This is a genomic window from Enterobacter sp. BIGb0383 (assembly GCF_003751845.1).
In the GTDB taxonomy this organism is placed as follows: domain Bacteria; phylum Pseudomonadota; class Gammaproteobacteria; order Enterobacterales; family Enterobacteriaceae; genus BIGb0383.
Genome location: NZ_RJKQ01000002.1, coordinates 907,249 through 919,535, shown reverse-complemented (window position 1 = coordinate 919,535; position 12,287 = coordinate 907,249). Strand labels below are relative to the sequence as shown.

Genomic DNA, 12,287 nt, shown 5'->3' with positions numbered 1-12,287 from the left:
ACGCGCGGTTTTTACGCCGTTTCGGCATCGCCTTAACAGTCCGATCTGGAGTCAAAATGTCCTCACGTAAAGAGCTTGCGAATGCTATTCGTGCCTTGAGCATGGACGCAGTACAAAAAGCCAAATCCGGTCACCCGGGTGCCCCGATGGGTATGGCTGACATTGCCGAAGTGCTGTGGCGTGATTTTCTGAACCACAACCCGCAGAACCCGGCCTGGGCTGACCGTGACCGTTTTGTCCTGTCGAACGGCCACGGCTCCATGCTGATTTACAGCCTGCTGCACCTCACCGGCTATGACCTGCCGATGTCCGAGCTGCAGAATTTCCGTCAGCTGCATTCCAAAACCCCGGGTCACCCGGAAGTGGGCTACACCGCCGGTGTTGAAACCACGACCGGCCCGCTGGGTCAGGGTATTGCTAACGCAGTAGGCATGGCGATTGCTGAAAAAACGCTGGCGGCGCAGTTTAACCGTCCGGGCCACGACATCGTTAACCACCACACCTACGCTTTCATGGGCGATGGCTGCATGATGGAAGGGATCTCGCACGAAGTGTGCTCCCTGGCCGGTACCCTGAAACTGGGTAAACTGGTTGCCTTCTATGATGACAACGGCATCTCCATCGACGGCCACGTTGAAGGCTGGTTCACCGATGACACCGCGAAACGCTTTGAAGCCTACGGCTGGCACGTGGTGCGTGGCGTTGACGGTCACGATGCGGCCGCCATTAAAGCTGCCGTTGAGCAGGCTCAGGCCGTGACCGACAAACCGTCCCTGCTGATGTGCAAAACCATCATCGGTTTCGGCTCTCCGAACAAAGAAGGCACTCACGATTCCCACGGTGCGCCGCTGGGCGACGCGGAAATCGCGCTGACCCGCGAGAAACTGGGCTGGAAACATCCGGCATTCGAAATCCCGTCTGAGATCTACGCGCAGTGGGATGCAAAAGAAGCCGGTAAAGCGAAAGAAAGCGCGTGGAACGACAAGTTCGCCGCTTATGCCAAAGCCTTCCCGCAGGAAGCTGCCGAGTTTACCCGTCGTATGAAAGGCGATATGCCGTCTGACTTCGATGCCAAAGCGAACGAATTTATCGCGAAGCTGCAGGCTAACCCGTCCAAAATCGCCAGCCGTAAAGCGTCCCAGAATGCTATCGAAGCCTTCGGTCCGCTGCTGCCGGAATTCCTGGGCGGCTCCGCTGACCTGGCCCCGTCTAACCTGACGATCTGGTCCGGCTCTAAAGCGATCAACGAAGATGCCGCCGGGAACTATATCCACTACGGCGTGCGCGAATTCGGTATGACCGCGATCGCCAACGGGATTACGCTGCACGGTGGTTTCCTGCCGTACACCTCCACTTTCCTGATGTTTGTGGAATATGCGCGTAACGCGGTGCGTATGGCTGCGCTGATGAAACAGCGTCAGGTGCTGGTCTACACCCACGACTCCATCGGTCTGGGCGAAGACGGCCCGACTCACCAGCCGGTCGAGCAGGTGGCTTCCCTGCGCGTGACCCCGAATGTCAGCACATGGCGTCCGTGTGACCAGGTTGAATCCGCAGTGGCGTGGAAATATGGCGTTGAGCGTCAGGACGGTCCGACCGCGCTGATCCTCTCCCGTCAGAACCTGGCTCAGCAGGAACGTACTGAAGCGCAGCTGGCGAATATCGCCCGCGGTGGTTACGTGCTGAAAGACAGCAACGGCCAGCCTGAGCTGATCTTCATTGCGACCGGTTCAGAAGTTGAACTGGCGGTAGCCGCGTGGGAAAAACTGACCGCCGAAGGCGTGAAGGCGCGCGTGGTCTCCATGCCGTCGACCGACGCGTTCGATAAGCAGGATGCTGCGTACCGTGAATCCGTACTGCCGAAAGCCGTCTCTGCCCGTGTGGCAGTGGAAGCGGGTATCGCCGACTACTGGTTCAAATACGTGGGCCTGAACGGCGCAATCGTCGGCATGACCACCTTCGGTGAGTCTGCACCGGCTGAGCTGCTGTTCGAAGAGTTTGGTTTCACCGTGGATAACGTGGTCAGCAAGGCGAAAGCGCTGCTGTAATCATGTATTAGCGTGGAAAACGGGTCGCTTCGGCGGCCCGTTTTTGTTTTTAGTGAAGGCCACTATTCCTGAAAAAATGTGACGCATGTCAGATTAATGCCTTATCTGCCGGTGCGCTGATTCCTTTTATTCCTCTTTTGACATACTCTAGCTGAAGCGTTTCAGTCGTTTAAATGTTCGACAAATAATCAATCAGTCGCAGTTTTAAAGAAGCGAGGTTTTCCTGGACGTGCCGCTGCATTACTCTGTCAGCCACACCTTTTCAGGGATATCTTTGCGGGAGACCTATGACCGTACGCGTAGCGATTAATGGCTTCGGTCGCATCGGGCGCAATGTGGTTCGTGCCTTGTATGAATCCGGACGTCGGGCCGAAATCACCGTGGTGGCGATCAATGAGCTGGCCGATGCCAGCGGCATGGCGCATCTGTTGAAATACGACACCACCCACGGCCGTTTCTCCCGCGACGTGCGCCAGGAGCGCGAGCAGCTGTTTATTGGCGATGACGCAATCCGTCTTCTGCACCACCGCGAGATTGCGGCGCTGCCCTGGCGAGAGCTGGGCGTGGACGTGGTACTCGATTGTACCGGCGTCTACGGCAGCCGCGAAGACGGCAAGGCGCATCTTGCCGCCGGTGCGCGCAAGGTTCTCTTTTCTCACCCCGGCGGCCATGACCTGGACGCCACCGTGGTGTTCGGCGTTAACCATGGCGAACTGCGTGAAGAACACCGCATCGTCTCCAACGCCTCCTGCACGACGAACTGTATTATTCCCGTCATTAAACTGCTGGACGATGCGTATGGCATCGACTCCGGGACGGTGACGACGATCCACTCGGCGATGAACGATCAGCAGGTGATCGATTCCTGGCACCCGGACCTGCGACGCACCCGCGCCGCCAGCCAGTCGATCATCCCGGTGGATACCAAACTTGCAGCCGGTATTACGCGAATTTTTCCGCAGTTTCACGACCGTTTTGAAGCGATTGCGGTGCGAGTACCGACCATTAACGTCACCGCCATTGACCTGAGCGTGACGGTGCAAAAACCGGTAAAAGCCTGTGAAGTCAACCTGTTGCTGCAAAAAGCAGCGCAGGGAATATTTCATGGTATAGTTGACTATACGGAATTACCGTTGGTCTCAACAGATTTTAACCACGATCCCCACAGCGCCATCGTGGATGGCACGCAAACGCGGGTCAGTGGTGCACACCTGATAAAAACCCTTGTCTGGTGTGATAACGAATGGGGCTTCGCTAACCGAATGCTCGACACGACGTTAGCGATGGCAGCTATTGGTTTCAGGTAAGGCGTTAACGACACAGCACCCTTGCATAAGGATGCTGTGCGGATGCCTCAAAAACTTTAAGAATCAACGAGAGGATTCACCATGTCTGTAATTAAGATGACCGATCTGGATCTGGCTGGTAAGCGCGTTCTGATCCGTTCAGATCTGAACGTACCGGTTAAAGAAGGCAAAGTGACCAGCGATGCGCGTATTCGTGCTTCTCTGCCGACCATCGAGCTGGCCCTGAAACAGGGTGCTAAAGTGATGGTGACATCTCACCTGGGTCGCCCGACCGAAGGTGAATACAACGAAGAATTCTCTCTGCTGCCGGTTGTTAACTACCTGAAAGAAAAACTCTCCAGCCCGGTTCGTCTGGCAAAAGACTACCTCGACGGCGTTGAAGTGGCTGCCGGTGAGCTGGTGGTTCTGGAAAACGTTCGCTTTAACAAAGGCGAGAAGAAAGACGACGAAGCTCTTTCCAAAAAATACGCTGCCCTGTGCGACGTATACGTGATGGATGCTTTCGGTACCGCGCACCGTGCGCAGGCGTCCACCCACGGCGTAGGCAAATTTGCCGCTGTCGCCTGTGCGGGTCCGCTGCTGGCCGATGAGCTGGAAGCGCTGGGCAAAGCCCTGAAAGAGCCTGCACGTCCGATGGTGGCTATCGTGGGTGGTTCTAAAGTCTCCACCAAACTGACCGTGCTGGACTCCCTGTCCAAAATCGCTGACCAGCTGATCGTTGGCGGCGGTATCGCTAACACCTTTATCGCTGCACAGGGCCACAACGTAGGTAAATCCCTGTACGAAGCGGATCTGGTTGATGAAGCTAAACGTCTGCTGACTATCTGCGATATCCCGGTCCCGACCGACGTGCGCGTGGCAACCGAGTTCTCCGAAACCGCCACGGCGACCCTGAAACCGGTCAGCGAAATCAAAGATGATGAGCAGAGCCTGGATCTGGGTGATGTTTCCGCAGAGCGACTGGCTGAAATCCTGAAAAATGCCAAAACTATCCTGTGGAACGGTCCGGTAGGCGTGTTCGAATTCCCGAACTTCCGTAAAGGTACCGAAATCGTGGCGAACGCGATCGCCGACAGCGACGCCTTCTCCATCGCTGGTGGTGGCGACACCCTGGCAGCGATTGACCTGTTCGGCATCGCTGACAAAATCTCCTACATCTCCACCGGTGGCGGCGCATTCCTCGAATTCGTGGAAGGCAAAGTTCTGCCGGCAGTGGCTATGCTCGAAGAGCGCGCTAAGCAGTAATGTTTACCAGGCGGGGAAACCCGCCTGTTTTTCAGCGTGCTACGTGGCTCGCTACCCCTTTTAAACGGCCGAAGATACAGATACAGGACGACAACATGTCTAAAATTTTTGATTTCGTAAAACCGGGCGTCATCACTGGTGACGACGTTCAGAAAGTGTTCCAGGTTGCTAAAGAAAACAACTTCGCACTGCCGGCAGTAAACTGCGTTGGTTCCGACTCCATCAACGCCGTACTGGAAACCGCAGCGAAAGTTAAAGCGCCGGTTATCGTTCAGTTCTCTAACGGCGGTGCTGCATTTATCGCCGGTAAAGGCGTGAAAACCGATATTCCACAGGGTGCGGCAATCCTCGGTGCTATCTCCGGCGCGCATCATGTACATCAGATGGCTGAACACTACGGTGTGCCGGTTATCCTGCATACCGACCACTGTGCGAAGAAACTGCTGCCGTGGATCGACGGCCTGCTGGACGCTGGTGAAAAACACTTTGCCGCAACCGGCAAACCGCTGTTCTCTTCTCATATGATCGACCTGTCTGAAGAGTCTCTGGAAGAGAACATCGAAATCTGCTCCAAATACCTGGCGCGCATGGCCAAAATTGGCATGACTCTGGAAATCGAACTGGGCTGCACCGGCGGTGAAGAAGATGGCGTGGACAACAGCCATATGGACGCATCCGCTCTGTACACTCAGCCGGAAGACGTTGACTACGCGTACACCAAACTGAACGCGATCAGCCCGCGCTTCACCATCGCGGCCTCCTTCGGTAACGTACACGGCGTGTACAAGCCGGGTAACGTGAAGCTGACCCCGACTATCCTGCGCGACTCTCAGGAATATGTTTGCAAGAAACATAACCTGCCGCACAACAGCCTGAACTTCGTGTTCCACGGCGGTTCCGGTTCTACCGCTCAGGAAATCAAAGATTCCGTCAGCTATGGCGTTATCAAAATGAACATCGATACCGATACCCAGTGGGCTACATGGGAAGGTATCCTGAACTATTACAAAGAAAACGAAGCCTATCTTCAGGGCCAGCTGGGCAACCCGAAAGGCGACGACCAGCCGAATAAAAAATACTACGATCCGCGCGTATGGCTGCGCTCTGCTCAGACCTCTATGATCACCCGTCTGGAGCAGGCGTTCAAAGAGCTGAACGCTGTCGACGTACTGTAATTCTCCGCTGAGAATTGCCCAAAGGGCCTGCAGAAATGCGGGCCTTTTTTATTGGGAATTCAAGGGGCTGGTAACAACTGGTAATGCCTTCTTTTTGGCATTATGCGGTTTTTTGTTTACCCTTAAGTCGCTATCCGGCTAAACAGAAGGAAATCGGAATGGAAGATCTTAATGTCATTGATGGCATAAACAACGCAGGCTCGTGGCTGGTACGTAACCAGGCGTTGCTGCTGAGCTATGCGGTCAATATCGTGGCGGCCGTCGTTATTATCATCGTGGGGATGATCGTGGCGCGCATTGTCTCCGGTGCCCTGAATCGCCTGATGGTATCCCGGCAGATTGATGCCACCGTGGCTGATTTTCTCTCCGCTCTGGTGCGCTACGGTATTATCGCCTTTACGCTGATCGCCGCCCTGGGACGCGTGGGCGTGCAGACGGCTTCGGTCATTGCCGTGCTCGGTGCTGCCGGTCTGGCGATTGGTCTGGCGCTGCAGGGCTCGCTCTCTAACCTTGCCGCGGGCGTGCTGCTGGTGACCTTCCGTCCGTTCCGCGCCGGGGAGTATGTCGATCTCGGTGGGATCGCCGGGACGGTGCTGCAGGTGCAGATTTTCTCCACGACGCTGCGCACGGTGGATGGTCGTATCGTGGTGGTGCCGAACGGCAAGATTATCGCCGGGAATATCATTAACTTCTCCCGCGAGCCGGTGCGCCGTAACGAATTTATTATCGGCGTGGCGTATGACTCTGATATCGACAAGGTGAAGCAGCTCCTGACCGCGATTATCGAGTCCGACGAGCGCATTCTGAAAGAGCGCGAGAGAACGGTACGCCTGAACGAACTGGGTCCGTCATCGATCAACTTTGTGGTACGCGTCTGGAGTAAAAGCGGCGACCTGCAGAACGTCTACTGGGACGTGCTGGAGCGCATCAAGCGTGATTTCGATGCGAACGAGATCAGCTTTCCCTACCCGCAAATGGACGTGAATTTTAAGCGTGTCAAAGAGGCGCTGGAAGAGTAAGTCCTGCCGGGGCCGCTTCTGCGGCCCCTGTTTTACCCTCAATTATTAACGTAGCTTATTACCGATTAATATTATCAATTTCCGCTAATAATTTTCTCGCGCTATAGTCGGCATCCATCACCACATAGCGAGAGAGTTTTCCGTGTTATCTTATTATTTTCAAGGGGTTGTGCTTGGTGCTGCTTTGATCCTGCCCCTCGGCCCGCAAAATGCCTTTGTGATGAACCAGGGCATTCGCCGCCAGTACCACATTATGATCGCCTTTCTCTGTGCGCTGAGCGATATGGTGCTGATCGTCGGCGGGATCTTCGGCGGCAGCGCATTGCTGATGCAGTCCCCGTGGCTGCTGGCGCTGGTGACCTGGGGCGGCGTCGCTTTTCTGCTATGGTACGGTTTTGGCGCGCTGAAAACCGCCTTCAGCCAGCAGCTGGCGATGGCCGAGGCGGAGATTGCGCAGCAGGGACGCTGGAAAATCATCGTCACCATGCTGGCCGTGACCTGGCTTAATCCCCACGTTTATCTCGATACCTTTGTGGTGCTGGGCAGCCTCGGCGGGCAGCTGGACGTCGAGCCAAGGCGCTGGTTTGCGCTGGGTACGGTCAGCGCCTCCTTCCTGTGGTTCTTCGGCCTGGCGCTGCTGGCGGCCTGGCTGGCCCCGCGTTTGCGTACCGCAAAGGCTCAGCGGATCATTAATTTCCTTGTAGGTGCTGTGATGTGGTTTATCGCTTTTCAGCTGGCAAAAGAAGGGGTTGCGCATCTTAGCGCGCTGCTGAACTAAGCCTTGTCTGATGGACATTCACCCCGGAATAGCTAAGCTTGCTGGCATAGCCCGTATCGCGGGTGAATCATCATTAAGGGAGGTGCGACAGTGAAGTTCAAAGTGATGGCCCTTGCGGCCCTGGTAGGACTTAGCAGCGTCCCGGCCCTGGCAAGCGAATTGCCGGACGGCCCGCATATCGTGACTTCTGGCACAGCGAGCGTGGATGCCGTACCGGATATTGCCACCCTGGCGATTGAAGTGAACGTCGCGGCGAAAGACGCGGCCTCCGCCAAGAAACAGGCGGATGACAGAGTCGCGCAGTATATGACGTTCCTTGAAAAAAACGGCGTGGCGCGTAAAGACATTGGTGCGGCTAATTTGCGTACCCAGGCAGATTACGACTACCAGAATGGCAAAAGTATTCTGAAAGGTTACCGTGCGGTGCGTACGGTCGAGGTGACGGTGCGCGAGCTGGATAAGCTAAATGCGCTGCTCGACGGGGCGTTAAAAGCGGGGCTGAATGAAATCCGCGCGGTGTCATTAGGCGTTGCGCAACCGGAAGCCTATAAAGATAAGGCGCGGAAGGCAGCGATTGATGATGCTGTCCATCAGGCGCAGCAGCTGGCGGCCGGTTTTGGCAGCAAGCTGGGACCGGTTTACAGCGTTCGCTACCATGTCTCGAACTATCAGCCAGGCCCGATGGTCCGCATGATGAAGGCCGAAGCCGCACCGGCGGACGCCCAGCAGACCTACGAGCAGCCGACGATTCAGTTTGACGATCAGGTTGATGTGGTGTTCCAGCTGGAGTCTGCGCCACCGCAGGCGGCAGCGCAGTAATCTGATGGCCCTCTTCGTGAGGGCCATTTTTTTAGTCCTGTCTCAGCACTCTGTGCCCATATTCCAGCAGCGCTTCCGTTACGTTGCGCATCATCCGACTTTCCGGCGCAAAGCGGTGCCAGTAGAGCATCCGGCGCTGAAGCAGCCCTGGTGTCAGGTCGACAAGCTCACCTGAAGCCAGCTCTCTCTCAATTTGCAGATGCGGGATCATACAGCAGGTCGTGCTCTGGCGCGCCAGCTGCACGAAGGCTTCCGATGAGTTCACGATATGGCAGGGCACGCTGCCCGGCGGCAGGTCGAAGTACTGCTGTAAAAAGGCCTGGTGCATATCATCGAGATGGTCGAACGCCACCGCGGGTGCTTTCAACAGCGCGGCGCGGGTCACCCCGTTGGGGAAATAGCGTGCGGCAAAATCTTTTGACGCAACAAACAGGTAGTCGAGCGCGCCCAGCTGATCCACAAGGCAGCTTGGCAGCGCCTGGGGCTGGATACTGACGGCACCCACCACTTCACCCCGGCGCAGACGCTCCTGGGTGCGGGTTTCATCCTCCACCTGTAAATTCAGGCGAATAGGGGAGTCGGAAAGAACCGTTGCCAGCGCGGGTAGCAGCCAGGTTGCCAGACTGTCGGCGTTGACCGCCAGCGAGAGCAGCAGCGGGGTAGAGCCGGTTTGTTCATCGCCGAGCCACTCCTCTTCCAGCAGCTCAACCTGGCGCAGCAGGGCGAGGAGTTTCTGCCCCTGTTCTGTCGGGCGCGGCGGCACGGTACGCACCAGTAGCGGCTGGCCGAACATATTTTCCAGCTGTTTAATACGCTGCGAGACGGCGGACTGGGTAATACACAGTTTCTGCGCGGCGCGCTCAAACCCGCGTTCGCGGATCACCGCATCCAGCGCCTGTAGTGTTCTGTAGTCCGGACGTTTCATTGCTCTGGCTGGCTCCATTATTTTTGCTTATCCAGCACTATGACATAAAACCCCGTGAGGTACAGACGAAAATATGACTCTCTGGAATGTGACGGGGGTCACAGGGACATTTCACCCGTCGATGCCTTATAATACGGCATGAGTTTTCACATCACAGGCAAAAACCATGACGCAGGATGAACTGAAAAAAGCGGTGGGCTGGGCGGCTCTGGACTACGTTAAGCCGGGCACCATCGTTGGGGTAGGGACAGGCTCGACCGCCGCGCACTTTATTGACGCGCTGGGCACCATGAAAGGCCAGATCGAAGGGGCGGTTTCCAGCTCTGACGCCTCTACCGCCAAACTCAAGAGCCTCGGCATTACCGTGTTCGACCTCAACGAGGTGGACAGACTGGGGATCTACGTTGACGGCGCGGATGAGATCAACGACCAGATGCAGATGATCAAAGGCGGCGGCGCTGCCCTGACGCGTGAAAAGATCATCGCTTCGGTGGCGGATAAGTTTATCTGTATCGCCGATGCCTCCAAGCAGGTACCAATCCTCGGCACCTTCCCGCTGCCGGTTGAAGTGATCCCGATGGCGCGCAGCGCTGTCGCACGCGAGCTGGTGAAGCTGGGTGGTCGTCCGGAGTATCGCCAGGGTGTGACCACCGATAACGGCAATATCATCCTCGATGTGTACGGTATGGAAATCCTTAATCCGATTGCGATGGAAGATGCGATCAACGCGCTTCCTGGCGTGGTGACCGTGGGCCTGTTTGCCCGACGCGGCGCGGACGTAGCGCTGATCGGCACCGCCGACGGCGTGAAAACTATCGTGAAATGATCTGACGGGGAGAAGCCTCTCCCCGTTAAAAAAATCTGCAGACGGCAATTTTGGTGACTTGTGTCACGTTAAGGCGTCTGTTCTGGCGATCCTGCCAGCACACAGGCGCTTATCAGTATTTTACTCTGGCATTTCCCGCTGAATGACATCTCTTCAGGTTGTTGACGCAAACGTTCATATTGCTGCAATAGTTTTTTTTGATATGTTGACTGGACGGACTTAAGTCCGACACAACATCAGACAAGACAAAAACAGGGTCGGGGAAATGGCAAAGGTATCACTGGAAAAAGACAAAATTAAGTTTCTGCTGGTCGAAGGCGTGCACCAGAAAGCGCTGGATAACCTTCGTGCGGCAGGTTACACCAATATCGAATTTCATAAAGGCGCGCTCGACACGGAGCAGCTGAAAGAGTCGATCCGTGATGCCCATTTTATCGGCCTGCGATCCCGCACTAACCTGACTGAAGAAGTACTGGCTGCCGCAGAAAAACTGGTGGCGGTAGGCTGCTTCTGTATCGGTACCAACCAGGTCGATCTCGCTGCGGCGGCAAAACGTGGCGTGCCGGTCTTTAACGCTCCGTTCTCCAATACCCGCTCCGTGGCTGAGCTGGTGATTGGCGAACTGCTCCTGCTGCTGCGCGGCATTCCGGAAGCCAACGCCAAGGCGCACCGTGGTATCTGGAACAAGCTGGCTTCCGGCAGCTATGAAGCCCGTGGTAAAAAACTGGGGATTATCGGCTACGGCCATATCGGCACCCAGCTGGGGATTCTGGCGGAATCGCTGGGGATGCACGTCTTCTTCTACGATATCGAAAGCAAGCTGCCGCTGGGCAACGCGACGCAGGTACAGCATCTCTCCGATCTGCTGAACATGAGCGACGTGGTCAGCCTCCACGTGCCGGAAAATGCCTCCACCAAAAACATGATGGGCGCGGAAGAGATGGCCCTGATGAAGCCGGGTTCTCTGCTGATCAACGCCGCACGCGGTACCGTGGTGGATATTCCGGCCCTGTGCGATGCGCTGGCGCGTAAGCATCTGGCGGGCGCGGCGATCGACGTCTTCCCGACCGAACCGGCGACCAACGCCGAGCCCTTTATCTCTCCGCTGAGCGAGTTTGATAACGTCCTGCTGACGCCGCATATCGGCGGTTCCACCCAGGAAGCGCAGGAAAATATCGGCCTCGAAGTGGCGGGTAAACTGGCTAAGTATTCCGATAACGGTTCTACGCTATCGGCAGTGAACTTCCCGGAAGTGTCCCTGCCGCTGCATGGCGGTCGTCGTCTGCTGCACATCCACGAAAACCGTCCGGGCGTGCTGACGGCGATTAACCAGATCTTTGCCGCACAGGGCATCAACATTGCAGCGCAGTATCTGCAGACTACGCCGCAGATGGGCTATGTGGTTATCGATATCGAAGCGGAAGAAGATGTGGCGCAGAAAGCGTTGCAGAGCATGAAGGCGATCCCGGGTACCATCCGCGCACGTCTGCTTTACTGATTTGGTTTTCTCCCTCTCCGCAAGGGGAGGGAACCGCTTACCAGCGCCAGACCTTTGACGGCGTCACCACTGCCGGCAGTGGAATATCCCACTGCTCCACCGGCAGCGCATCCACCTGCTGACAATCATGGGCGTAGCCCACCGGCTGCACGCCATAGCGCTGCCAGTTCTGCAGTGTGCGATCGTAAAAACCTCCCCCCATGCCCAGACGCTGTCCCTGAACATCGAAGGCGACCAGCGGCGTAATCAGCACGTCCAGATCGCTCAGCGGCAGCACGTCACGCACGTCGAGGCGCGGCTCGTGGATTTTCAGGCGATTGACCACCAGTTCGCTTTGCGGATGGTAGTGCAGAAACAGCAGATTACCGGGGCTAAAAGGGTGCAATACCGGCAGATAGAGGCGTTTACCGGCTCGCCACAGCTGTTCTATCAGCGGGCGGGTGTCGAGCTCGCCGTCAAAAGAGAGAAACAGGGCGACGCTTGTGGCCATCACTACTGGCGGATACGCCATCATGCGGGCGGCGGCCTGGTCGGCAAAATGGCGTTGCTCTTCGGGCGTCAGCGCATGACGACGCTGGCGGATAAGCTGCCGTATTTGCTGTCGTGAGGAGGGTACTTCAGGGAATTGTGTCATGGTAGACGTAAAA

At 56.5% G+C, this 12,287-nt stretch carries 11 protein-coding genes; 9 read left to right on the top strand and 2 right to left on the bottom strand.

Going from position 1 to position 12,287, the window contains the following annotated elements; all coding sequences use genetic code 11:
• Positions 1-56 precede the first annotated feature (56 nt).
• From tkt to EDF81_RS12655, 7 genes are all read left to right on the top strand, one after another.
• The gene (tkt, locus tag EDF81_RS12685; protein WP_123348480.1) at positions 57-2,048 is read left to right on the top strand and encodes a transketolase; all 1,992 of its coding nucleotides are present in this window, start codon (positions 57-59) and stop codon (positions 2,046-2,048) included.
• Positions 2,049-2,335: 287 nt separating this feature from the next.
• A complete protein-coding gene (epd, locus tag EDF81_RS12680) occupies positions 2,336-3,355 on the top strand; it encodes an erythrose-4-phosphate dehydrogenase (RefSeq protein ID WP_123348479.1) in 1,020 nt (339 codons plus the stop codon).
• Between the two features lie 81 nt (positions 3,356-3,436).
• Positions 3,437-4,600, top strand: a complete 1,164-nt coding sequence (gene pgk, locus EDF81_RS12675; protein ID WP_123348478.1) for a phosphoglycerate kinase — start codon at positions 3,437-3,439, stop codon at positions 4,598-4,600.
• Positions 4,601-4,695: 95 nt separating this feature from the next.
• A complete protein-coding gene (fbaA, locus tag EDF81_RS12670) occupies positions 4,696-5,775 on the top strand; it encodes a class II fructose-bisphosphate aldolase (protein WP_123348477.1) in 1,080 nt (359 codons plus the stop codon).
• Between the two features lie 158 nt (positions 5,776-5,933).
• The gene (locus tag EDF81_RS12665) at positions 5,934-6,794 is read left to right on the top strand and encodes a small-conductance mechanosensitive channel MscS (RefSeq protein ID WP_123348476.1); all 861 of its coding nucleotides are present in this window, start codon (positions 5,934-5,936) and stop codon (positions 6,792-6,794) included.
• Between the two features lie 142 nt (positions 6,795-6,936).
• Entirely contained in the window at positions 6,937-7,572 is a 636-nt protein-coding gene (argO, locus tag EDF81_RS12660) for an arginine exporter ArgO (protein WP_123348475.1), read from the top strand.
• A gap of 90 nt (positions 7,573-7,662) precedes the next feature.
• Positions 7,663-8,391: an oxidative stress defense protein gene (locus EDF81_RS12655; RefSeq protein WP_123348474.1), complete on the top strand. Its 729-nt coding sequence runs from the start codon at positions 7,663-7,665 to the stop codon at positions 8,389-8,391.
• 31 nt (positions 8,392-8,422) lie between these two features.
• Here EDF81_RS12655 and EDF81_RS12650 read toward each other — a convergent pair whose 3' ends face one another.
• On the bottom strand, positions 8,423-9,316 hold the full coding sequence (locus EDF81_RS12650; RefSeq protein ID WP_123348473.1) for a LysR family transcriptional regulator ArgP: 894 nt from the start codon (positions 9,314-9,316) through the stop codon (positions 8,423-8,425).
• Positions 9,317-9,482: 166 nt separating this feature from the next.
• Here EDF81_RS12650 and rpiA point away from each other — a divergent pair, with 166 nt between their 5' ends.
• Together rpiA and serA are read left to right on the top strand one after the other, a co-directional pair.
• A complete protein-coding gene (rpiA, locus tag EDF81_RS12645; RefSeq protein ID WP_123348472.1) occupies positions 9,483-10,142 on the top strand; it encodes a ribose-5-phosphate isomerase RpiA in 660 nt (219 codons plus the stop codon).
• Between the two features lie 265 nt (positions 10,143-10,407).
• A complete protein-coding gene (serA, locus tag EDF81_RS12640; RefSeq protein WP_123348471.1) occupies positions 10,408-11,640 on the top strand; it encodes a phosphoglycerate dehydrogenase in 1,233 nt (410 codons plus the stop codon).
• 37 nt (positions 11,641-11,677) lie between these two features.
• On the opposite strand, the gene EDF81_RS12635 is transcribed toward serA, so the two are convergent.
• Positions 11,678-12,274, bottom strand: a complete 597-nt coding sequence (locus EDF81_RS12635) for a 5-formyltetrahydrofolate cyclo-ligase (RefSeq protein WP_123348470.1) — start codon at positions 12,272-12,274, stop codon at positions 11,678-11,680.
• Positions 12,275-12,287 lie beyond the last annotated feature (13 nt).

Bases quoted from the DNA above. Each gene is read 5' to 3' on its own strand.
- tkt (WP_123348480.1), top strand. From the start codon at position 57: ATGTCCTCACGTAAAGAGCTTGCGAATGCTATTCGTGCCTTGAGCATG.
- epd (WP_123348479.1), top strand. From the start codon at position 2,336: ATGACCGTACGCGTAGCGATTAATGGCTTCGGTCGCATCGGGCGCAAT.
- pgk (WP_123348478.1), top strand. From the start codon at position 3,437: ATGTCTGTAATTAAGATGACCGATCTGGATCTGGCTGGTAAGCGCGTT.
- fbaA (WP_123348477.1), top strand. From the start codon at position 4,696: ATGTCTAAAATTTTTGATTTCGTAAAACCGGGCGTCATCACTGGTGAC.
- EDF81_RS12665 (WP_123348476.1), top strand. From the start codon at position 5,934: ATGGAAGATCTTAATGTCATTGATGGCATAAACAACGCAGGCTCGTGG.
- EDF81_RS12650 (WP_123348473.1), bottom strand. From the start codon at position 9,316: ATGAAACGTCCGGACTACAGAACACTACAGGCGCTGGATGCGGTGATC.
- rpiA (WP_123348472.1), top strand. From the start codon at position 9,483: ATGACGCAGGATGAACTGAAAAAAGCGGTGGGCTGGGCGGCTCTGGAC.
- serA (WP_123348471.1), top strand. From the start codon at position 10,408: ATGGCAAAGGTATCACTGGAAAAAGACAAAATTAAGTTTCTGCTGGTC.
- EDF81_RS12635 (WP_123348470.1), bottom strand. From the start codon at position 12,274: ATGACACAATTCCCTGAAGTACCCTCCTCACGACAGCAAATACGGCAG.